Raw genomic sequence first — 23,025 nt, 5'->3', positions numbered from 1 at the left:
GTGGAGCTTCACCCGGAATGAATGAGCAGGCCCCAAGCGTTGAACAACGCTTTGCAGAATCGACCCCCGCCGCCCTCGGCACTTGGGCGCGTCACGACACCACCTGGATGCTGGGCCTGTTCGGCACAGCCATCGGCGCCGGGACACTGTTCCTGCCGATCAACGCCGGCCTTGGCGGCTTCTGGCCGCTGTTGATCCTGGCCGTGCTGGCCTTCCCGATGACCTATTTCGCCCATCGCGGGCTGACCCGTTTCGTCCTTTCCGGGCGCGATGGCAGCGACATCACCGAAGTGGTCAAGGAGCATTTCGGCATCACCGCCGGTGCCTCGATCACCGTGCTGTACTTCTTCGCCATCTTCCCGATTCTGCTTATCTACAGCGTGGCGCTGACCAACACCGTGTCCAGCTTCATGGAACACCAGCTGCACATGCAGCCGCCGCCACGGGCAATCCTGTCATTCGTGCTGATCCTCGGCCTGCTGGCCATCGTGCGCTGCGGGGAGCAGGCCACGGTCAAGGTCATGAGCCTGCTGGTCTACCCGTTCATCGTTGCGCTGGCGTTGCTGGGCCTGTACCTGGTGCCGCACTGGACCGGTGGCATTCTCGACAGCGCCACAGAGGTGCCGCCGGCCTCGGCCTTCCTGCACACCCTGTGGCTGGCCATTCCGGTGATGGTGTTCTCGTTCAACCATTCGCCGATCATCTCGGCCTTTGCCGTCGACCAGAAGCGCCGTTACGGCGAGCACGCCGATGAGCGCAGCGGCCAGATCCTGCGTCGTGCCCACCTGCTGATGGTGGTGATGGTGCTGTTCTTCGTGTTCAGCTGCGTGCTCACCCTGAGCAGCGCCCAGCTGGCCGAAGCCAAGGCGCAGAACCTGTCGATCCTGTCGTACCTGGCCAACCACTTCAGCAACCCGACCATCGCGTTCGCTGCGCCGTTGATCGCCTTCGTGGCCATCGCCAAGTCGTTCCTCGGCCACTATATCGGTGCCAGCGAAGGCCTGAAGGGCATCATCGCCAAGACCGGTGCGCGCCCAGGCGCCAAGGCCCTGGACCGCGTGGTTGCCGCACTGATGCTGGTGGTGTGCTGGATCGTTGCCACCCTCAACCCAAGCATTCTCGGCATGATCGAGTCGCTCGGCGGCCCGATTCTCGCGGTGCTGTTGTTCCTGATGCCGATGTACGCCATTCGCCGTGTGCCATCGATGCGCAAGTACAGCGGTGCGGCCTCCAACGTGTTCGTCGTTGTGGTCGGCCTGGTTGCGCTGACTTCGGTGGTGTACGGCCTTGTAAGCTGATTCACCCGTTTCATTCAAGAATGCCCGGGTCGCTTGTCGCCACCCGGGCATTTTTTTGCCTGATCAAGGTTTCAGCAGCGTTGCATTCCATCGTCCTTGGTGCATGCAAGCAGCCACCCTCCGCACAGGCTGGCCACCACGAACAGCACGCCCAAGCCTGCCGGTAGCTCGCTTTCCAAACCTGCGACCACACTGCTCGTCAAACCGGCACCGGCGAACAGCAATGTCGTATTGAGCGACGCTGCCGCACCTGCCTGACGCGGATAGCGCGCCAAAGCCTGTGTCGTTGCGGCGGGGCGTACCAGGGTTGTCCCGGTGGTACAGACAATCATCGGCAGTAGAACCCCCAGCACAGATAAACCTGCCACCCATTCCCACATCAAAAGGGTGATGCCCGCAGTACTTATGAGCAGCAAACCTGCTTTTATTTGAGCTTGCGGGCTTACGCGACTGTTCAAGTAGGTCGCAGCCATGCCGCCGACGATGTATGCCAACCCATAGCCGATAAAGACCAGAGAAAATTGATAGGCCGTCAGCTCCAGCCTGCCCATCAGCAGCAAGGGCGCTATGACGATAAAGGAAAAATGGCAGGCAAAGGCGAGGCTGGAGAGCATGGCATGCGCGAGATAGTCCGTGTCTCGCAGCATCACCCGATAACTGGACATGCTTGGCGCCCGGTCATGCGACGCAGGTGCGTCATGGAGCAGCACACACGATAGAAGTGAAACGATTGCAGCGATGATCACGAATACCGTAAAGCTTGCCTTCCAGCCAAACGACTGTTGAAGAAAGGCACCTGCCAGCGGTGACAGGGAGATGAACAACCCGCTCGCGCTTGTTAACAGGATGCGCATGGCATTGCGTTGTGTACCGCTGTAGAGGTCCTGCACAAGCGCCTGGCCTAGCACGAGGCTGCCGCAACCCAGGGCCTGCACCAAGCGAAAGGCCATGAACGTTTCATATTGGGTTGAAAATACGCAACCGAGCGCCCCCATAATGGATACGCTCAACCCAGCGAGCAACAAACGCTTGCGCCCGATGCCATCCGACAGTGGGCCGATCACGATTTGCGCCATGGCCACACCGACAGCAAAAAAGCTCACGGAGTACGCAATCTGTTTTGTGTCGACCCGAAACTCATCTGAGAGCGCAGGGAATGATGGGAGGATCACGTCCAGAGGAAACACACCCAGCAGACATAACAAAATCAGCAATGTCGAGCACAGGTGGCGCCGGAGCGAACCAGCGGGGCGGTTCATGCCATTAACTCCTCGATTGGAACTGCAAGAAATAGCTTTCGTCATCCAGTAAATCAGTACGCTAAAGATGTACAAGGTGAGCTTGGTAGCGAAACTTCCGATAGAGGTGTAGGAATTGTAGGGAGAGGCCGGGATGGGCGTTCGGCAACGGTGAGGCCACTGGCCGTAACCGCGGCTATCGGCATTTTTTGTCCACAAAAATCGTCCGGCAATGGAACAATTTCACCTGCCCCCATAGGCACCCGGCTGCCTTCATGCTTAACTCAGTGTCCTTTTCAAACCCCGCATAAGGATTTCGTCATGGCTCAAGTGACTCTCAAAGGCAACCCGGTCCAGGTCAACGGCAACCTGCCACAGGCCGGCGCCCAGGCTCCGGCTTTCTCCCTGGTAGGTGAAGGCCTGGCTGACAAGTCGCTGAAAGACTACGCCGGCAAGCGCAAGGTGCTGAATATCTTCCCAAGCGTCGATACCCCAACCTGCGCCACCTCGGTGCGCAAGTTCAACGCCCAGGCCAACGACGTTGCCAACACCGTGGTGCTGTGCATCTCGGCTGACCTGCCGTTCGCCCAGGCACGTTTCTGCGGCGCCGAAGGGCTGGACAATGTGAAGAACCTGTCGACCCTGCGTGGCCGCGAGTTCCTCGAAAACTACGGCGTAGCCATCGCCGACGGCCCGCTGGCCGGCCTGGCCGCCCGCGCCGTGGTGGTGCTGGACGAGAACGACAAGGTGCTGCACAGCGAACTGGTTGGCGAAATTGCTGACGAGCCGAACTACGACGCGGCGCTGGCTGTACTGAAGTAAGGATTGCGTGGGGCAGGGCGGGCGTCTGTAGCCTGTGATGGCCTCTTCGCGGGTAAACCCGCTCCTACAACGTGCGGCACAGGTTTCAACGGCTGTGACATCCCCGTAGGAGCGGGTTCACCCGCGAAGGGGCCAGACCAGGCAACCGAACCTTCAGGCCCGCCACCGCTCCAAGCAACACCCTGTAACGGCCCGGAACACGTTCCGGGCCGTTTTCATTTAAAATTCCGCCGCTTGGCAACGTCAGGCAAAGGTAAACCTCTGGTAAAGGCCCTTTGCTAAAACGATGGCAGTGCTTATCGTTCATCCTCCCCAAGTCGTCATTCCGAACAAGGTTCGTTCAACCCATGCAAGCGTCCAATTCCCGTTCCCTTCGTCGCTGGCTCGTCGGCCTGCTGATCCTGCTGCTGGTGGCTGCACTGGCCTGGTGGCTGTGGCCCGCAGCGACGCCTGCGCATAAAGAAGCCAGTGGCATGCGCGGTGGCAAGGGCATGGGCATGATCGGCGGCCGCCCAGGTTTTGGCGGCTCCAGTGACCCGGTACCCGTACGTGTCGTGCCGGTGCGGACAGGCGACTTCCCCCTCTACTACAAAGCCTTGGGCACGGTCACCGCGACCAATACGGTCAATGTGCGCAGCCGCGTGGCTGGCGAACTGGTGAACATCCACTTCAAGGAAGGCCAGCGCGTCAAGGCTGGCGACCTGCTGGCCGAAATCGACCCGCGCCCTTATCGCATCGCCCTGCAGCAGGCCGAAGGCACCTTGGCGCAGAACCAGGCGCAGTTGAAGAATGCTCAGGTCGACCTGGCCCGCTATAAAGGCCTGTACGCCGAAGACAGCATCGCCAAGCAAACCCTGGACACTGCCCAAGCCCAGGTTGCGCAGTTCCAGGGGCTGGTCAAGACCAATCAGGCACAGGTCAACGACGCCCGCCTGAACCTCGATTTCACCCAGATCCGTGCGCCGATCAGTGGCCGTGTGGGCCTGCGCCAGCTCGATCTGGGCAACCTGGTGGCCGCCAACGACACCACCGCGCTGGTGGTGATCACCCAGACCGAGCCGATCAACGTCGCCTTCACCCTGCCGGAAACCGAACTGAGCACTGTGCTGGAGCGCTACCGCAGTGGCGCCAGCCTGCCGGTCGAGGCCTGGGACCGCGGTGACAGCAAGCTGCAGTCCACCGGTGTGCTGGGCAGCATCGACAACCAGATCGACACCACCACCGGCACGCTGAAGTTCAAAGGCCGCTTCGAGAACAAGGACCTGGCCCTGTTCCCCAACCAGTTCGTCAACGTGCGCTTGCTGGCCGACACCCTCAAGCAGGTGGTCATGGCCCCGGCCGCGGCCATCCAGTTTGGCAACGATGGCACCTTTGCCTATGTGGTCAACGAGAAGAGCACCGTCAATGTCCGCAAGCTCAAGGTGGGCGCCAGCGATGGCGAGAACAGCGTCATTCTCGACGGCTTGAAGGCCGGCGACCGCCTGGTGCTGGAAGGCACCGACCGCCTGCGCGAAGGCACCCCGGTGGAAGTGGTCGAAGACAGCTCGCAAGTGCCGACCACCCCGGGCCAGCACCTGCAAGGGCAGGAAACCAAGGGCGCGGCGCAAACAGATGAAGCACAACCTGGCAACACAGCAGGCAAGGCGGGCGCATGAACCTCTCGCGCCTGTTCATCCTGCGCCCGGTCGCCACCACGCTGAGCATGCTGGCCATCGTGCTGGCTGGCCTGATCGCCTACAAGTTGCTGCCGGTTTCCGCCTTGCCGCAGGTGGATTACCCGACCATTCGCGTCATGACCCTGTACCCCGGCGCCAGCCCGCAGGTGATGACCAGCGCTGTCACCGCGCCACTGGAGCGCCAGTTCGGCCAGATGCCGGGCCTGGAACAGATGGCCTCGACCAGTTCTGGCGGCGCGTCGGTGCTGACCTTGCGTTTCAACCTCGACATGAACATGGACGTTGCCGAGCAACAGGTGCAGGCCGCGATCAACGCCGCCAGCAACCTGCTGCCCAGTGACCTGCCGGCACCGCCGGTGTACAACAAGGTCAACCCGGCCGACACCCCGGTGCTGACCCTGGCCATCTCCAGCAAGACCATGCCGCTGCCCAAGCTCAACGACCTGGTCGATACCCGCGTGGCGCAAAAGCTGGCGCAAATCAGCGGCGTGGGCATGGTCAGCATTGCCGGTGGCCAGCGCCAGGCGGTACGCATCAAGGTCAACGTCGACGCCCTGGCGGCCAATGGCTTGAATCTGGATGACGTGCGCACGCTGATCGGTGCCTCCAACGTCAACCAGCCCAAAGGCAACTTCGACGGCCCGACCCGGGTGTCGATGCTCGATGCCAACGACCAGCTGCGTTCTCCCGAGGAATACGCCAACCTGATCCTGGCCTACAACAACGGTGCGCCGCTGCGCCTGAAAGATGTGGCCGAAATCGTCGACGGCGCCGAGAACGAGCGGCTGGCCGCCTGGGCGAACGAGAACCATGCTGTGCTGCTGAACATCCAGCGTCAGCCGGGCGCCAACGTGATCGAAGTGGTCGACCGCATCAAGGGCCTGCTGCCGTCGATCACCGACAACCTGCCGGCCGGCCTCGATGTCTCGGTGCTGACCGACCGCACCCAGACCATTCGTGCCGCGGTCAAGGACGTGCAGCACGAACTGCTGATCGCCATCGTTCTGGTGGTGATGGTCACCTTCGTCTTCTTGCGCCGCTTCAGCGCCACCCTCATTCCGTCGATTGCCGTGCCACTGTCGCTGATCGGGACGTTCGGTGTCATGTACCTGGCCGGGTTCTCGGTCAACAACCTGACACTCATGGCCCTGACCATCGCCACCGGCTTTGTGGTCGATGATGCCATCGTCATGCTGGAGAACATCTCCCGGCATATCGAAGAGGGCGAGACGCCCATGCAGGCGGCGCTCAAGGGCGCCCGACAGATTGGCTTCACCCTGATTTCGCTGACCTTCTCGCTGATTGCGGTCCTGATCCCGTTGCTGTTCATGGCGGACGTGGTCGGTCGCCTGTTCCGCGAGTTCGCCATCACGCTGGCAGTCGCCATTCTGATTTCCCTGGTGGTGTCCCTGACCCTGACACCGATGATGTGCGCGCGTCTGCTCAAGCGCGAGCCCAAGGAAGAAGAACAAGGCCGCTTCTACCGTGCCAGTGGCGCCTGGATCGACTGGCTGATCAAGCACTACGGCAGTGCCCTGCAGTGGGTGCTCAAGCATCAGCCGCTGACCTTGCTGGTGGCGGTGGCCAGCCTGGTGCTCACGGTGTTTCTGTATATGGTCGTGCCCAAGGGCTTCTTCCCGGTGCAGGACACGGGGGTGATCCAGGGTATTTCCGAAGCGCCGCAGTCCACCTCGTTCGCCGCCATGAGCGAACGTCAGCAGGCCCTGAGCAAGGTCATCCTGCAAGACCCGGCCGTGCAAAGCCTGTCGTCCTACATTGGCGTAGACGGCGACAACGCCACGCTCAACAGTGGTCGCCTGCTGATCAACCTCAAGCCCCACGGCGAGCGCGATGTCAGCGCCAGCGAAGTGATCAGCCGCCTGCAGCCGCAGGTCGACCGGCTGGTGGGCATCCGCCTGTTCATGCAGCCGGTGCAAGACCTGAGCATCGAGGACCGGGTCAGCCGGACCCAGTATCAGTTCAGCCTGTCGTCGCCGGACGCCGACCTGCTGGCGCAGTGGAGTGGCAAGCTGGTGCAGGCGCTGCAGCAGCGCCCGGAACTGGCCGATGTGGCCAGCGACCTGCAGGACAAGGGCTTGCAGGTGTACCTGGTCATCGACCGTGACATGGCCAGCCGCCTGGGGATCAGCGTGTCGCAGATCACCAATGCCCTGTACGACGCCTTCGGCCAGCGGCAGATCTCGACCATCTACACGCAGGCCAGCCAGTACCGCGTGGTGTTGCAGTCCAAGGACGCCGCAACGATCGGCCCGCAGGCGCTGGAGTCGATCCACGTCAAGGCCACCGATGGCGGCCAGGTGCGCCTTTCGGCGCTGGCGCGGATCGAGCAGCGTCAAGCCCAGCTGGCTATTTCTCACATCGGCCAGTTCCCGGCAGTGACCTTGTCGTTCAACCTGGCTCACGGCGCGTCGCTGGGCGAAGCCGTGCAGGTGATCGAGCAGGTGCAGCAGGACATCGGCATGCCGCTGGGTGTGCAAACCCGCTTCCAGGGTGCGGCCGAGGCCTTCCAGGCATCGTTGTCGAGCACCTTGCTGCTGATTCTGGCGGCGGTGGTGACCATGTACATCGTGCTGGGGGTGCTGTACGAAAGCTACATCCACCCGATCACCATCCTCTCGACCCTGCCGTCGGCGGCGGTCGGCGCCTTGCTGGCCTTGCTCATCAGCGGTAACGACCTGGGCATGATCGCCATCATCGGCATCATCCTGCTGATCGGTATCGTCAAGAAGAACGCGATCATGATGATCGACTTCGCCCTGGAGGCCGAGCGCCATCAGGGCATGAGCCCGCGCGATGCCATCTACCAGGCGGCGCTGCTGCGCTTCCGGCCGATCCTGATGACCACCCTGGCCGCGCTGTTTGGTGCGGTGCCGCTGATGCTTGCCACCGGTTCCGGTGCCGAGCTGCGCCAGCCACTGGGCCTGGTGATGGTCGGCGGGTTGCTGGTCAGCCAGGTGCTGACGCTGTTCACCACCCCGGTCATCTACCTGTACTTCGATCGCCTGGCCCGCCGCCTGCGCCCGGCCACTGACGTGAAGCAGGCCCAGGCATGAACCTGTCCGGGCCTTTCATCCGTCGCCCGGTGGCGACCATGCTGTTGAGCCTGGCGATCATGCTGCTGGGTGGGGTCAGCTTTGGCTTGCTACCGGTGGCGCCACTGCCGCAAATGGACTTCCCGGTGATCGTGGTGTCGGCGAACCTCTCTGGTGCCAGCCCCGAGGTCATGGCGTCCACCGTGGCCACACCGCTGGAACGCAAGCTGGGCAGCATTGCCGGCGTCACCACGCTCACCAGCAGCTCCAACCAGGGGTCGACACGGGTAATCATCGGCTTCGAGATGGGCCGTGACATCGATGGCGCAGCCCGTGAGGTGCAAGCGGCGATCAACGCTACCCGCAACCTGCTGCCCAGTGGCATGCGCAGCATGCCCACCTACAAGAAGATCAACCCGTCGCAGGCGCCGATCATGGTGCTGTCACTGACTTCGGATGTGTTGCAGAAAGGCCAGCTGTATGACCTGGCCGACACCATCCTTTCACAGAGCCTGGCTCAGGTATCGGGGGTAGGGGAGGTGCAGATCGGCGGCAGTTCGCTGCCGGCCGTGCGCATTGCCGTCGAGCCGCAACTGCTCAACCAGTACAACCTGTCGCTGGACGAAGTGCGCACCGCCGTGTCCAACGCCAACCAGCGCCGGCCCATGGGCTTTGTCGAGGACACCGAGCGCAACTGGCAGGTGCGGGCCAACGACCAGCTGGAAAGTGCCAAGGATTACGAGCCGGTGGTGATTCGCCAGCAGAACGGCACCATTCTGCGCCTGTCTGACGTGGCGACGGTCACCGACGGCGTTGAAAACCGTTACAACAGCGGCTTCTTCAACGACCAGGCAGCGGTGTTGCTGGTGGTCAACCGCCAGAGCGGCGCCAACATCATCGAAACGGTCGACCAGATCAAGGCGCAGCTACCGGCATTGCAGTCGTTGCTGCCCGCCAGCGTGCAACTGAACGTGGCCATGGACCGCTCGCCCGTGATCAAGGCCACCCTCAAAGAGGCCGAGCACACCCTGCTGATCGCCGTGGTGCTGGTGATCCTGGTGGTCTACCTGTTCCTCGGCAGCCTGCGCGCCTCGCTGATCCCCAGCCTGGCGGTGCCGGTATCGCTGGTGGGTACGTTCGCAGTCATGTACGTGTGCGGTTTCTCGCTCAACAACCTGTCGCTGATGGCGCTGATCCTTGCCACCGGGCTGGTGGTGGACGATGCCATCGTGGTGCTGGAAAACATCTCCAGGCACATCGAGAACGGCCAGACACCGATGAAGGCGGCCTTCCTGGGCGCCAAGGAGGTGGGCTTCACCTTGCTGTCGATGAACGTGTCGCTGGTGGCGGTGTTCGTCTCCATCCTGTTCATGGGCGGCATCGTGCGCAACCTGTTCCAGGAGTTTTCCATCACCCTGGCGGCGGCGATCATCGTCTCGCTGGTGGTGTCGCTCACCCTTACACCGATGCTCTGCGCCCGCTGGCTCAAGCCGCACCAGGCCCAGCAGACACGCCTGCAGCGCTGGAGCGACAAGCTGCATCAGCGCATGGTTGCTGCCTATGACCGCAGCCTGGGCTGGGCCCTGCGCCACAAGCGCCTGACCCTGCTCAGCCTGCTGGCCACCATCGGCATCAACATCGCCCTGTACGTGGTGGTGCCCAAGACGCTGATACCCCAGCAGGATACCGGCCAGTTGATGGGCTTCATCCGGGGTGACGACGGCCTTTCGTTCACGGTGATGCAGCCGAAGATGGAAATCTACCGCCGCGCCTTGCTGGCCGACCCGGCAGTACAGAGCGTTGCCGGTTTCATCGGTGGCAACAGCGGTACCAACAACGCCATGGTGCTGGTGCGCCTGAAACCGATCAGCGAGCGCAAGATCGATGCGCAGAAGGTGATCGAACGCCTGCGCAAGGAGCTGCCCAAAGTGCCCGGCGGGCGCCTGTTCCTGATGGCCGACCAGGACCTGCAACTGGGTGGCGGTGGGCGTGACCAAACCTCCTCTCAGTACCTGTATACCCTGCAAAGTGGCGACCTGGCGGCGTTGCGCGAATGGTTCCCCAAGGTGGTCGCGGCGCTGCGTGCACTGCCTGAGCTGACCGCCATTGACGCCCGCGATGGTGCCGGTACCCAACAGGTGACGCTGGTGGTCGACCGTGACCAGGCCAAGCGCCTGGGCATCGACATGGACATGGTCACCGCAGTACTGAACAACGCCTACAGCCAGCGGCAGATCTCCACCATTTACGACAGCCTCAACCAGTACCAGGTGGTGCTCGAGATCAACCCGAAATACGCCTGGGACCCGAGCACGCTGGAGCAAGTGCAGGTGATCACCGCCGACGGCGCCCGGGTACCGCTGTCGACCATCGCCCACTACGAGAACAGCCTGGCCAACGACCGGGTCAGCCACGAAGGCCAGTTCGCTTCGGAAGACATCGCCTTCGACGTCGCCGAGGGCTACAGCCCCGATCAGGCCATGGCGGCACTGGAGCGCGCGGTGGCCAAACTGGGCCTGCCCGAGGAGGTGATTGCCAAGCTCGGCGGCACTGCCGATGCCTTTGCCCAGACCCAGCAGGGCCAGCCATTCATGATCCTTGGCGCACTGCTGCTGGTGTACCTGGTGCTGGGCATTCTGTATGAAAGCTACATTCACCCGCTGACCATTCTCTCGACACTGCCTTCGGCGGGCGTCGGGGCCTTGCTGGCGCTGTACGTCACCGGTGGCGAGTTCAGCCTGATCTCGTTGCTGGGGCTGTTCCTGTTGATCGGGGTGGTGAAAAAGAATGCCATCCTGATGATCGACCTGGCCTTGCAGCTGGAGCGCCATCAGGGCTTTTCGCCGGAAGAGTCGATTCGCCGGGCCTGTCTGCTGCGCCTGCGGCCGATCCTGATGACCACCCTGGCAGCGATCCTTGGCGCGTTGCCGTTGCTGCTGAGCCAGGCTGAAGGCGCAGAAATGCGTCAGCCGCTGGGCCTGACCATCATCGGTGGCCTGGTGTTCAGCCAGATCCTCACCCTTTATACGACGCCGGTGGTTTACCTGTACCTGGACCGCCTGCGCCACCGTTTCAACCGTTGGCGCGGCGTGCGCACCGACGCCGCCCTGGAAACCCCGCTATGACTTTTGCCCAGACCCCACTTCACCGTGCCCTGCAGGCACTGACCCGTGGCCGTGGCTCGCGCCTGCTTGGTGCCGGGTTGTGCGTGGCCTTGCTCAGTGCCTGTACCCTGAGCCCGGACTACCACCGCCCCGAGCTGAACAGCACGGCGGCGCAGTTCAAGCATGCCGAAGGTTGGACCCAGGCCTCGCCGTCCGACGCCATCGCCCGTGGCGCCTGGTGGGAAATCTACGGTGATGCCGGGCTCAACGCGCTGGTCGAAGAGCTTAACCGCAGCAACCAGACCGTGGCGCAATCAGAAGCCCAGTACCGCCAGGCCCAGGCGCTGGTGCGCAGCAGCCGTGCGGCGCTGCTCCCCAGCCTGGACCTGAGCGCCAGCAAGAACCGTTCGGCACAGGGCACCGGCAGCTCCAGTTCCAGCCTGTCCAATAACAGCAGCGGCATTCGCAACACCTACAACGCGCAGTTGGGCGTGAGCTGGGAGATCGACCTGTGGGGCAAGCTGCGCGAAACCCTGAATGCCAACGAGGCCAGTGCCGAAGCGAGTTTCGCCGACCTTGCTTCGATCCGCTTGAGCCAACAGTCGGAGCTGGTGCAGAACTACCTGCAGTTGCGGGTGATCGATGAGCAGAAGCGCTTGCTGGAAGCCACCGTGGCGGCTTATGAGCGCTCGCTGCGAATGAACGAAAACCAGTACCGCGCCGGTGTCGCCGGCCCGGATGCCGTGGCCCAGGCCCGCACGCAGCTCAAAAGCACCCAGGCTGACCTGATTGACCTGATCTGGCAGCGTGCGCAGTTCGAAAACGCCATCGCCGTGCTGCTGGGCAAGACACCTGCCGACTTCGCCCTGGCCGACAGCAAGGCGATTCCCGCGTTGCCGCAAATACCGGTTTCGCTGCCTTCGCAGCTGCTGGAGCGGCGCCCGGACATCGCTGCAGCCGAACGCAACGTGATGGCGGCCAACGCCAACATCGGGGTGTCGCGGGCAGCCTACTTCCCGGACCTCAGCCTGAGCATGAGTGGTGGTTATTCCAGCAGCAGCTTCAGCAACTGGATCGAGTTGCCCAACCGCTACTGGTCGGTAGGCCCGCAGTTGGCGTTGACCCTGTTCGATGCCGGCAAACGCAGCGCCGAGGTCGACCGCACGGTGGCCGTGTATGACCAGACGGTGGCGCAGTACCGCCAGACCGTGCTGGACGGCTTCAAGGAAGTGGAAAACCTGCTGGTTCAACTGAAGGTGTATGGCGATGAAGCCGTGGTGCGCCAAGAGGCGCTTGACGCCGCCCGTGAGTCGTTGCGCCTGACCGAAAACCAGTACCGTGCCGGGCTGATCGGCTATCTGGATGTGGTCAACGTGCAAACCACGGCGCTGAGCAACGAGCGCAGCGTGCTGAACCTGCTGCAAGGGCGCCTGGTGGCCAGTGTGCAACTGGTGGCTGCGTTGGGCGGCGGCTGGGATGCAGAGCAGGCGTTTGCCGAGCAGAATTGACCTAACGCAGAGGGGTAGACTGCGGTTATTGGATCCATTCCCATTCGCAAAAACCCCGTGCGTTTCGCTTAAGCTTGAGTACAATCGTCAGCTTTTGCCGGGCCCCCTTTCCCGGCGCTGGAACTCTCAATGCTGACCGGTAGCTACTCCTCTTCGCTGGTGTTGATTTCGCTGTGCGTGGCGATACTGGCATCCTATACCGCCCTTGACCTGACCGGCCGCATCGCCACGGCCAAGGGCCGCGCTGCCTGCCTGTGGATGGGCGGCGGTGCGTTGGCCATGGGCATCGGCGTGTGGTCGATGCACTTCATTGGCATGCTTGCCTTCAGCTTGCCCATCGACTTGGGGTACGACCTGGCCCTGACCGCGTTCTCGCTGCTGATCGCTGTGCTGTCCTCGGGCTTTGCCTTGTGGCTGGTCAGTCAGCCGAGCCTGCCAGCGCTGCAGTTGGGGTTCGGTGCGCTGATCATGGGCGCCGGTATCGCCTGCATGCACTACACCGGCATGGCCGCGCTGCGCATGCTGCCAGGCATCGATTACGACCCGACGTTGTTCGGCGCTTCGCTGCTGATTGCCGTAGGCGCCTCGGCGGCGGCATTGTGGATTGCCTTCCGCCTGCGCACACACACACCCTATATACGGCAGATCCGCGGCCTGGCGGCGGTGGTCATGGGCGTTGCCATCGTGGGCATGCATTACACCGGCATGGCAGCGGCAAACTTCCCCGAGGGCAGCTTCTGCGGCGCGCTGGGGGGCGGGTTGCAGGGGGACAGCCTGGTTTACCTGGTGCTGATCACCACGCTGGCAGTACTGGCAGTGGCTTTGCTGACTTCGGTGCTGGACGCGCGTCTCGAGGCGCGTACTGCCGAGTTGGCCCGTTCGCTGACCTTGGCCAACCAGGAACTGACCCAACTGGCCTTGCACGACACCCTCACCGATCTGCCCAACCGTACCCTGCTGGCGGACCGCATCGAACAGGCCATTGCCAAAGTGGCGGAGCAGGGCGGTTGTTTTGCCCTGATGTTCATTGATCTGGACGGCTTCAAACCCGTCAACGATGCCTTTGGCCATCATATCGGTGACCTTCTGCTCAAAGCGGTGGCGGCCCGCCTGCGCGGCCACCTGCACAGCCAGGACACGCTGGCACGGATTGGCGGCGACGAATTCGTGCTGCTGGTGGAACTGCAGGAGCCGAACGATGCCATGGACGTGGCGGTCAAGCAGGTTAACCTGGTGTCCCGGCCTTTCCGCGTGGCCGAGCACGACCTGCAACTGTCGGCGAGCCTGGGCATCGTTCTGTACCCGGGCAATGGCCAGGACCAGCATGAGTTGCTGCGTAACGCCGACGCTGCCATGTACCATGCCAAGAGCGCCGGCAAGAACGGTTACAGCTTCTTCGATGTGTCGATGAACAGCAACGCGCGCCAGCAGTTGCAGCTGCTGCAGGACTTGCGCCTGGCGCTTGAGCAGCGCCAGTTCCGCTTGCATTATCAGCCCAAGTTCGACGCCCAGGCCTGCCAGCCGATCGGTGCCGAAGCATTGCTGCGCTGGGAGCACCCGCAGCAGGGCCTGCTGCTGCCTGACCGCTTCATCGGCCTGGCAGAAAAGACCGGCCTGATCATCCCCATTGGTGAGTGGGTACTCACTGAGGCCTGCCGTCAGATGCGTCAGTGGCTGGACCAGGGGCACCATGGCTGGCGCATGGCGGTGAACCTGTCGGCCATCCAGTTCTGCCATGCCGGTCTGGTCGACAGCGTGGCCCGCGCCCTGCAGCAGAACGGCTTGCCAGCCAACTGCCTGACACTGGAAATTACCGAAACCACCGCCATGCACGATGCCGATGCCAGCCTGACCGTGCTGCAGCGCCTGTCCGACATGGGCGTGGACTTGTCCATTGATGACTTTGGTACGGGCTATTCCAGCCTGATGTACCTCAAGCGCCTGCCAGCCAACGAGCTGAAAATCGACCGCGGTTTCGTACGCGACCTGGAGCAGGACAGTGACGATGCAGCGATTGTTTCGGCAATTGTCGCGCTGGGCCAGGCGTTAGGCCTGCGTATCGTTGCCGAGGGGGTTGAAACCGACAAGCAGCAGGACTTCCTGACCCGTCTGGGGTGTGATTCGTTGCAGGGCTACCTGCTGGGCCAGCCCGTGCCGGCCGAGCAGTTCATGAGCAAGTTGCAGGCCATGGGCCCGGAACTCACTGCTGCGGGCTAGGCGCTGTATGAAGAGCCTTGATACTCGGTGAGGCTGCGTTGAAAACAGAGCCTAGACTGCATCGCGCAAGGTAAAGGCGGGAATGAAGGCATCCATTTCCGCCTCGACGGCCTCGATGATGCGCTCTACATCGGCGGCGGCCATGATCGCTGCACAGGGGATGCCCGCAATCGCCAGCAGGGTTTCACCGCTGGCGCGGTCGAACAGCCGCGCAACCATGCTGCGTGGCGCATCCATGCTGGCCTCGAAACCCAACGGATGGAAATGCCAGCGCATCACCTGGCAGGCGTTGGGGAACGTCATCTTGTTCATGCCAGCCTCCTTGTCCGTACCTGGACGTGATGAGCTGGTGGCCACATCGATGCGGCCGCCGGGAAACTAAAGATAGCACCTGCTACGCGCGATTATAGGTTGCAAGTACGACAAATGTGCGAATGCATGACAGCGGTCACACCCTTGTCATGGGTGCAGTGTGTGGGCTGGCTGCATGGGCAAACGTTTTCCCGACCGCAAGGTGTCAGGTAACCATCGGGTTTCGTGGCGTTCGCTGACGTTCGACGCGCAGGTTTTTCAGACGAGCGGCTTGCTTAACCCAGCAACCCGGCAGCGATGTTGATAGTGAACCCCAGAATCGCCGTATTGAACACGAAGCCCACCAACGAATGCGCCAGCACCACCCGCCGCAACCCACGCCCGGCGACGCCCACGTCCGAGGTTTGCACCGCCACGCTGATGGTGAACGAGAAGTAGTGGAAGTCCCAGTAATCCGGGTTGCGCTCGCCATCAGCGAAGCGCAGTGGGGGTTCGTGGTTTTGCCCGGTGTAGAACAGGCGGGCGTAGTGCAGGGTGAATATGCAGCCGATCAGCAGCCAGGAACCGGCGACGGTCAGGCCAGTGTAGAGATAGTGCACGGCCAGGGCCGTGCCTTGCAGGCCGCGGCTGGAGACCAGTTGCAGGGTGACCGCGGCAAGGCTGGCGATGGCGGCGATGCACACGGTCAGCAGGACCAGGCCTGCGTTCTCGTCTTCGACGCCGGCGACTTTGCGGACCTTTTCCGGGCTGGCTGTCCAGCTCAGGTAGAGCACCAGCAGCAGGTACAGCCACACCCCCAGGTTCCAGCCAGCGAGGATGTGCTGCACGGTATCACCGGCGGGGATCAGCCAGGCGCCAGCGAGGCCGACTGCAGCGGCGAGGCTCAGGCGGGGGTGTGTGCGGGTCAGGCGATGGAAAGCCATGGGGCCTCATTCACAAGGGGTATGGCTTGTACTCTAGACCGTCATAGGGTTGGGTGGGAGGCGCAATACCCTGCAGGGCCTGGGGTTTCTTTGAGTCCCCCATCGCACGGCATTGCAACTCTCAGTACACTGCACGTTCCAACACCAACATCCGTTGAACTCGAGGTTTTTGCATGACGCTCAGTCCTTTGGCAGGCAAGCCGGCTCCGGCCAGCGTGCTGGTCGATATTCCCCGGCTGCTTACCGCCTATTACACGGGCCGCCCAGACGCTGCCGTGGCGGCCCAGCGCGTGGCCTTCGGCACCTCGGGGCACCGGGGCAGTTCGCTTGAATTGAGTTTCAACGAGTATCACGTCCTGGCCATTAGCCAGGCGATTTGCCTGTACCGCCAGGAAAAAGGCATCGATGGCCCGCTGTTCATCGGCGCCGATACCCACGCCCTGTCAGCGCCGGCGACCGCCAGCGCCCTGGAAGTGCTGGCCGCCAACGGCGTGCAGGTGATGCTGTCCAAGGATGACGAATACACGCCGACGCCGGCGGTTTCCCACGCCATCCTCTGCCACAACCGTGGCCGTACGCAGGGCCTGGCTGACGGTATTGTCATCACCCCGTCGCACAACCCGCCGCAAAGCGGTGGCTTCAAGTACAACCCGCCCAACGGCGGCCCGGCCGACAGCGACGTGACCAAGTGGATCGAGGGCAAGGCCAACGAGCTGCTGGCGGCTAACCTGGCGGGCGTCAAGCGCATGGACCATGCCCAGGCGCTGCAGGCGCCGACCACCCACCGCCACGATTACGTCAGCAACTATGTGGCCGACCTGGAAAACGTCATCGATTTCGATGTCATCCGTGGCGCCGGGTTGCGCCTGGGCGTCGACCCGCTGGGCGGGGCAGGGGTACGCTACTGGTCGGCCATTGCCAAGCACTACCAGCTGGACCTGGAAGTGGTGAACACCGAGGTCGACCCGACCTTCCGCTTCATGACCGTCGACTGGGACGGCCAGATCCGCATGGACCCTTCCTCGCCGTATGCCATGCAGGGCCTGATAGGCCTGCGTGAGCGCTTTGACGTGGCCTTCGCCTGCGACCCGGACCACGACCGCCACGGCATCGTCACCCCTGACGGCCTGCTGCAACCCAACAACTACCTCGCCGTGGCCATCGACTACCTGTTCCGCCACCGCCCGCAGTGGCGCAGTGACGCCGCCGTGGGCAAGACCGTGGTCTCCAGCGGCCTGATCGACCGCGTTACCCAACGCCTGGGCCGCGATCTGTATGAGGTGCCGGTGGGCTTCAAATTCTTCGCCCAGGGCCTGTTCGACGGTTCGCTCGGTTTTGGTGGCGAAGAAAGTGCAGGGGCTTCGTTCCTGCGCCGCGATGGCTCGGTGTGGGCCACCGACAAGGACGGGTTGATCCCGGCCTTGCTGGCCGCCGAAATGACCGCCCGTACCGGGCGTAACCCGAGCCAGGCTTATGCCGACCTGACCGAGGCGCTGGGCAAGCCGTTCGCCACCCGTGTCGAGGCCAAGGCCGATGCGCGGCAGAAGGCGTTGCTGAGCAAGCTGGCGCCGGAGCAGGTAAAGTCGACAGAGCTGGCCGGTGAGCCGATCGTGCAGATCCTCAGCCACGCCCCAGGCAATGGCCAGGCGATTGGCGGGCTTAAGGTGATGACGGCCAATGGCTGGTTCGCCGCGCGCCCGTCGGGTACTGAAGACATCTACAAGATCTACGCCGAAAGCTTCATCGACGAGGCGCATTTGCAGCGTCTGGTGCAGGAAGCACAAGTGCTGGTCGATGAAGCAATTGCCTGACCGGTAACAAACCGCTTGGTTCTGTGGCGTGATGTAAATTAGAATTAATCTTATTTACTCCGCCGCAGGACCCTCCTCATGATCGACGCCGCGCCGCCACCGCAGCCTGGCCTGCCTGCCCTGTACCGGGAGCATCGCGGCTGGCTTGAAGCCTGGTTGCGCCGGCGTATGGGCAATGCCTGGGATGCCGCCGACCTCAGTCAGGATACTTTTCTGCGCATTCTGGCCAGCGCCCAGCCGCTGGCAGACATACGCGAACCGCGTGCCTACCTGCTGACTGTGGGCAAGCGTTTGCTCAGCAACTTCCACCAGCGACGTAGCCTGGAGCAGGCCTACCTTGATGCCTTGGCGCAGTTGCCCGAGCAACACGTGCCGTCGCCAGAACAGCGCTGGTTACTGCTCGAAACCCTGCAAGCACTGGATGAATTGCTCGACGGCCTCAAGCCGGCGATACGCAAGGCCTTTCTCTGGAGCCAGCTGGAAGGCTTGGGCTACGCCGAAATTGGCCAGCGCCTGGGCGTTTGCCAGCGCTCGGTGAAACGCTACATGGCGCAGGCTTACGAACATTGCCTGTTGGCCGAGTTGCAATGAGCCCCCACACCCCAGAAACCTGCGAGGCGCTGCGTGCTGCAGCCCGTTGGCTGGCATTGCTGGATTCTGGCGACGCAAGCGAATCTGACCTGCAGCGTCTGGCGCAATGGCGCGCCAGCAGTCACCTGCACGAAGACGCCTGGCAAAAGGCATCGCTGCTGCGAGCGCGGTTTGCCGGGTTGCCCGGCGCATTGGCGATGGCCGCCCTGGATCGTCCGGATGCCGGTCGTCGGGCACTGCTCAAACAAGCCCTGGGTGTGTCGGCGTTGTTGCCGGTGGCCTGGCTGGTGAGCCGTGAGCTGCCGCTGGATGCCTGGACCGCCGACATGCGCACCGCAGTCGGGGAGCGCAGGCAGGCACTGCTGAGCGACGGCACCTTGTTGCAGTTGAACACCGACAGTGCGGTCGATATCGAGCTGGGTGCAGGCCGCGTGGCACTGCTGCGCGGTGAAGTGGCCGTCAGCGTGCCCGCTAACCTGAGCCTCACCTTGCAGGTGCCTTACGGCCGGGTGGTGCTCAGTGAGGGCGAGGCGTGCCTGCGCCTGCTTGATGAGGCCTGCCGGGTGTCGGCGATCAAGGGTTTAGTCAGCCTGCAGCCGTTGAGTGGTTCTGCCGTGATGCTACAGGCCGGCCAACAGGCCAGTTTGCAGGCGGCTGGCGTTGGCCCTGTCAAAGCCCTCGACGCATGGCAACTGGGCTGGCGCGAAGGCGCGCTAAGGCTGGACGACCGCCCGCTGGGCGAGTTGCTGCACGAACTGCGCAGGTATCGCCCCGGCGTACTGCGCTGGGCACCAGAACTGGAGCGCTTGCGTGTTACCGGCACGTTCCGCCTTGACGACACCGACCGGGTGTTGGCCCTGCTCGCCGCCAGCCTGCCGTTGCAAGTGCAGACCCGCACGCGTTATTGGGTGAGCCTGACCGCACGAGAAAATCGAGCATGAGGCTGTCCCCTTTTTTTCACTCGCCGGTCATTACCGGTAGGAGAAAATAAAAGGGGAGCCTTGTTCAATGCCTGCAGTAAAATCCTGCCGCCTGCGCCCACTGGCGCGCGCAGCACATCCATTGTTCGCGATGAGCCTGCTGTTGTGTGCACCTGCCTGGGCCGATGAGCCGGCCCGGCGTACGTTCCAGGTGGCGCCAGCCAGCCTGGGTGCCGCTTTGACCCATTTCGCCGACCAGGCCGGTGTCAGCCTTTCGCTGGACCCGGCATTGGTAGAGGGCCGGCAAAGTAACGGCTTGTCCGGTCGTTACAGTGTCGATGAAGGCTTCAACCAGTTGCTGCGCAGTAGCGGCCTGCAGGCGCTACCGGTGGGTGAGGGGGCCTTCACCCTGATGCCGGCCCCCCAGGCCAGTGGCGCGCTGGAAATCGCCCCCACCCGCATCGTCGGCGGCCTGGCCGCAGGCAACGAAACGCAGCCGTATGCCGGTGGCCAAGTGGCACGCCAAGGGGCACAAGGTTTGCTCGGTTCGCGCGACTTCATGGAAACCCCGTTCAGCATCACCAGCTACACCAGCGACCTGGTCAAGAACCAACAGGCGCGCACCTTGGGCGAGCTGATTGCCAGTGACCCTTCAGTGCGTGCTACCAACCCGGCGGGCGGGCGTTTCGAGCAGTTCACCATTCGCGGCTTCAGCCTGTTCAACAGTGATGTGGCCTACAACGGTCTTTATGGCATCTTGCCGACGTATTCGATCGACATGGAAATGGCCGACCGGGTCGACATCATCAAAGGCCCCAGCCAGTTGATCAATGGCATATCGCCGCGTGGCAGCGTGGGCGGCGGTATCAATGTGCAGCCCAAGCGAGCCGCTGACAAGCCGATCACCGAGTTCACCGGCAGCTACGCCTCGGCCGGCCAGGCTGGCGGCGCCGTGGACATCGGCCGTCGCTTTGGTGAAGGCCAGCAGTTCGGCGTGCGCTTCAATGGGGTGAAGCAGGCCGGTGATACCGAATGGGACCACCAGCGCGTCGACCGCGAAATGGCGGTGCTGGGCCTGGATTTTCGAGGCGAGCGCCTGCGTCTCTCGGCAGACCTTGGCCACACCGAGCGCGATACCGACGCCCCGCAGGAGCGTGTGCTGGTCGGTGCCAATGCCAAGGTGCCCAATGCCAATGACGTACGCCATAACTACGCCCAGGCCTGGAGCAAGGCGCGTACCAACGACACCTTCGGTGCGCTGAACGCCGAGTACGATATCAGCGAATCGCTGCTGGCCTATGGTGCGGTCGGTGCGCGCAAGAGCAACCACGACTTCCTGCGCCATAATGTGTCGATCACCAACGATGCCGGCGACTTCACCGTGCAGCCGCGTGACTTTACCCGGGACGAGTCGGTGCGCACCGCCATGGCCGGTTTACGTCACTGGTTCCATACCGGGCCGGTGAGCCACGCGCTGAACCTGGCCGCCACCTATTACTACATGGACTTCACCAACGGCGGGGCGCGCTATGCCTCGGCGCCGAGCAACCTCTACAACCCGGTGGCCGCACCGACACCCGGTACGCCAACCCGCCTCGACCCCGAGGTCTACACGGAAAACCGCTTCTCCGGCGTGGCCCTGGCCGACACCCTTGGCTTTTTTGACGACCGCCTGCTGTTGACCCTGGGTGCGCGCTGGCAACGGGTGCAGGTGGATGACTGGAGCGACGGCGTCAAAGGCGATACGGGCTATGACGAAGAAAAAGTCTCGCCTTCTGGGGGCGTATTGCTCAAGGTCACCGACCAGCTCTCGTTGTATGCCAACTACATGGAGGGCCTGAGCCAAGGCAAGATCGCCCCCTCGACCTCGATCAACGAAGACCAGATCTTCCCGCCGTTCACCAGCCGCCAGATCGAGGTGGGGGCCAAGTACGACCTCGGCCAGGTGGCCTTTACTGCCAGCGCCTTCCGCATTCGCCAGCCGGCCTACGAGACCAACCCCGCCTCGCGGGTGTTCGGCCCCAATGGCAAGCGTGATAACCGCGGCATCGAGCTGAGTGTGTTCGGTGAGCCGGTGCAGGGCGTGCGGGTGTTGGGTGGGGTGATGTATATCGACAGCGAGCTGACCGACACCGTCGGCGGTGCCTACGATGGCAACCGTGCGCCGGCCACGCCCGAATACAACGTCAATCTGGGGGCTGAATGGGACGTGCCAGGGGTGAACGGCCTGACCTTCACAGCGCGCGGCACTCACTCCAGCTCGCAGTACCTGGACCAGAACAACAGCAAGCGCATCGATGGCTGGGAGCGTTATGACCTGGGCGCACGTTACGCCTTCAAGGTGGACACCACCGAGGTTACCTTGCGGGCCAGTGTCGAGAATGTGCTCGATGATCGCTACTGGAGCTCGGCAGGGGCGTCGGATGACAGTGAGCCGGGGTTGACCCTGTCCACCCCGCGGACCTATCTGCTCTCGGCCACGGTCGGCTTTTAAACCGAACCCATGTATACCTACCCAGCGGGAGCGGGTGCGACCGGGAATCAGGCGACTCGGTGGGGCAGTTGCGTAGCTGATCAGCCCGGCGCAAGCGCCCGGCCCAGCTTCTGCGCCTGCCCCTGCAACACCCGCATCAACTGCAGCGCTGCATGCGAGGGCGGCTCGAAGCGCGAATAGACGAAGCTGATATCGAAGTGAATCTCATCGGCCAGCGGCACCACCGCCAGCCCGCTGTCCTGTGCAACGAACTCGTCGATCACGCTGATGCCCATGCCTTGCTTGACCAACGCCACAGCCTCGTTGGCATTGGTGAACGACAACAGTGATTTCAGCTGTAGCCCGCGGCGCCCGATGTGGTCGGCCAACAGCTTGCCAAACGGCATGTCGGGCCGGAACAGCAGCAACGCATGGCCCTCCAGCTGCTGCAAGGTCAGCGCGGGCTGACCGGCCAAAGGGTGACCCGGCGGCATCACCACTACCATGCGTCCACGCATGAACGCTTGCGAATGCAGGTGGTCGTGCACCACCGGCAGGGCGGCGATCGACAGGTCGACCTTCTTCGACAAGATCTGGTTGGGCATTTCGCCCATCAACGAGGTTTGCCACTCGATATTCAGTGACGGTGATTCACGCTTGAGCTGGGCCAGGGCCATCGGGATCACCACCGTGGACAACGATGCACTGCACGAGATACGCAACTTGCGCTGGCCGCCAGCGCCCAGCGCCAGGGCACATTCGTTGACCTGCAACGCTGCCTGGTACACCCGCTCGACCTCGCGAAACAGCACCTGCGCTTCGGCCGTCGGCACCAGGCGGTTGTTGACGCGCTCGAACAGCGGGTAGGCCAGGCGCGCTTCGATGTACTGGATCAGCTTGCTCACCGCCGGCTGCGACACATACAGCAATTTGGCCGCCGCGCTGATCGAGCCCGTCAGCATCACCGCCCTGAACACTTCCATGTGCCGCAGCTTGAACACCATGGGGCTTGCGTCTGCGCCTTCGTTGCCAAGCAGCATGTGTATTACCTTCGGTTATGGTTTTCGCCATCTGGGTAT

At 63.0% G+C, this 23,025-nt stretch carries 15 protein-coding genes; 11 read left to right on the top strand and 4 right to left on the bottom strand.

Going from position 1 to position 23,025, the window contains the following annotated elements; all coding sequences use genetic code 11:
• Nucleotides 1-17: 17 nt before the first annotated feature.
• On the top strand, nucleotides 18-1,298 hold the full coding sequence (locus tag LMH93_RS16130; protein ID WP_012052080.1) for a serine/threonine transporter: 1,281 nt from the start codon (nucleotides 18-20) through the stop codon (nucleotides 1,296-1,298).
• 71 nt (nucleotides 1,299-1,369) lie between these two features.
• Here the strand turns inward: LMH93_RS16130 and LMH93_RS16125 are convergent, their stop codons facing one another.
• The gene (locus tag LMH93_RS16125) at nucleotides 1,370-2,557 is read right to left on the bottom strand and encodes an MFS transporter (RefSeq protein WP_185280238.1); all 1,188 of its coding nucleotides are present in this window, start codon (nucleotides 2,555-2,557) and stop codon (nucleotides 1,370-1,372) included.
• Between the two features lie 300 nt (nucleotides 2,558-2,857).
• Between LMH93_RS16125 and tpx the strand changes: the two genes are divergently transcribed.
• The 6 genes from tpx (at nucleotide 2,858) to LMH93_RS16095 (ending at nucleotide 14,916) form a co-directional block, all read left to right on the top strand.
• The gene (gene tpx, locus LMH93_RS16120) at nucleotides 2,858-3,358 is read left to right on the top strand and encodes a thiol peroxidase (RefSeq protein WP_012052082.1); all 501 of its coding nucleotides are present in this window, start codon (nucleotides 2,858-2,860) and stop codon (nucleotides 3,356-3,358) included.
• 347 nt (nucleotides 3,359-3,705) lie between these two features.
• Nucleotides 3,706-5,013 carry an MdtA/MuxA family multidrug efflux RND transporter periplasmic adaptor subunit gene (locus tag LMH93_RS16115; protein ID WP_185280239.1) on the top strand — a complete coding sequence of 436 codons (1,308 nt, stop codon included), beginning with the start codon at nucleotides 3,706-3,708 and terminating at the stop codon, nucleotides 5,011-5,013.
• Nucleotides 5,010-8,108, top strand: coding sequence for an MdtB/MuxB family multidrug efflux RND transporter permease subunit (locus LMH93_RS16110; protein ID WP_060538453.1), 3,099 nt, complete (start codon nucleotides 5,010-5,012; stop codon nucleotides 8,106-8,108). Before LMH93_RS16115 ends, LMH93_RS16110 begins: the two co-directional genes overlap by 4 nt.
• Nucleotides 8,105-11,212 (top strand): efflux RND transporter permease subunit, encoded by a 3,108-nt coding sequence (locus LMH93_RS16105; protein ID WP_185280240.1) that lies wholly within the window; start codon nucleotides 8,105-8,107, stop codon nucleotides 11,210-11,212. Before LMH93_RS16110 ends, LMH93_RS16105 begins: the two co-directional genes overlap by 4 nt.
• On the top strand, nucleotides 11,209-12,699 hold the full coding sequence (locus LMH93_RS16100; protein ID WP_185280241.1) for an efflux transporter outer membrane subunit: 1,491 nt from the start codon (nucleotides 11,209-11,211) through the stop codon (nucleotides 12,697-12,699). Before LMH93_RS16105 ends, LMH93_RS16100 begins: the two co-directional genes overlap by 4 nt.
• 129 nt (nucleotides 12,700-12,828) lie before the next feature.
• On the top strand, nucleotides 12,829-14,916 hold the full coding sequence (locus tag LMH93_RS16095) for a putative bifunctional diguanylate cyclase/phosphodiesterase (RefSeq protein WP_003247744.1): 2,088 nt from the start codon (nucleotides 12,829-12,831) through the stop codon (nucleotides 14,914-14,916).
• 51 nt (nucleotides 14,917-14,967) lie between these two features.
• Here LMH93_RS16095 and LMH93_RS16090 read toward each other — a convergent pair whose 3' ends face one another.
• Together LMH93_RS16090 and LMH93_RS16085 are read right to left on the bottom strand one after the other, a co-directional pair.
• Nucleotides 14,968-15,228, bottom strand: a complete 261-nt coding sequence (locus LMH93_RS16090; RefSeq protein ID WP_003247746.1) for a DUF1652 domain-containing protein — start codon at nucleotides 15,226-15,228, stop codon at nucleotides 14,968-14,970.
• 275 nt (nucleotides 15,229-15,503) lie between these two features.
• Nucleotides 15,504-16,151, bottom strand: a complete 648-nt coding sequence (locus LMH93_RS16085; protein ID WP_003247748.1) for a DUF1345 domain-containing protein — start codon at nucleotides 16,149-16,151, stop codon at nucleotides 15,504-15,506.
• A gap of 173 nt (nucleotides 16,152-16,324) precedes the next feature.
• Between LMH93_RS16085 and pgm the strand changes: the two genes are divergently transcribed.
• From pgm to LMH93_RS16065, 4 genes are all read left to right on the top strand, one after another.
• Nucleotides 16,325-17,962, top strand: coding sequence for a phosphoglucomutase (alpha-D-glucose-1,6-bisphosphate-dependent) (gene pgm, locus LMH93_RS16080; RefSeq protein WP_064492658.1), 1,638 nt, complete (start codon nucleotides 16,325-16,327; stop codon nucleotides 17,960-17,962).
• Nucleotides 17,963-18,040: 78 nt separating this feature from the next.
• Entirely contained in the window at nucleotides 18,041-18,553 is a 513-nt protein-coding gene (locus tag LMH93_RS16075; protein WP_121783647.1) for a sigma-70 family RNA polymerase sigma factor, read from the top strand.
• Nucleotides 18,550-19,494, top strand: a complete 945-nt coding sequence (locus LMH93_RS16070) for a FecR domain-containing protein (protein WP_230064369.1) — start codon at nucleotides 18,550-18,552, stop codon at nucleotides 19,492-19,494. The genes LMH93_RS16075 and LMH93_RS16070 overlap by 4 nt, the downstream gene beginning before the upstream one ends.
• Before the next feature lie 67 nt (nucleotides 19,495-19,561).
• Nucleotides 19,562-21,967, top strand: coding sequence for a TonB-dependent receptor (locus tag LMH93_RS16065; protein WP_230064368.1), 2,406 nt, complete (start codon nucleotides 19,562-19,564; stop codon nucleotides 21,965-21,967).
• Nucleotides 21,968-22,047: 80 nt separating this feature from the next.
• On the opposite strand, the gene LMH93_RS16060 is transcribed toward LMH93_RS16065, so the two are convergent.
• Entirely contained in the window at nucleotides 22,048-22,986 is a 939-nt protein-coding gene (locus tag LMH93_RS16060) for a LysR family transcriptional regulator (RefSeq protein ID WP_019751867.1), read from the bottom strand.
• Nucleotides 22,987-23,025: the final 39 nt, after the last annotated feature.

Origin of the sequence: Pseudomonas sp. CIP-10 (assembly GCF_020911845.1) — a bacterium.
Classification (GTDB): domain Bacteria; phylum Pseudomonadota; class Gammaproteobacteria; order Pseudomonadales; family Pseudomonadaceae; genus Aquipseudomonas; species Aquipseudomonas alloputida.
The sequence above is the reverse complement of the archived record's forward strand: the minus strand, read 5'-3'. Positions and strand labels throughout refer to the sequence as shown.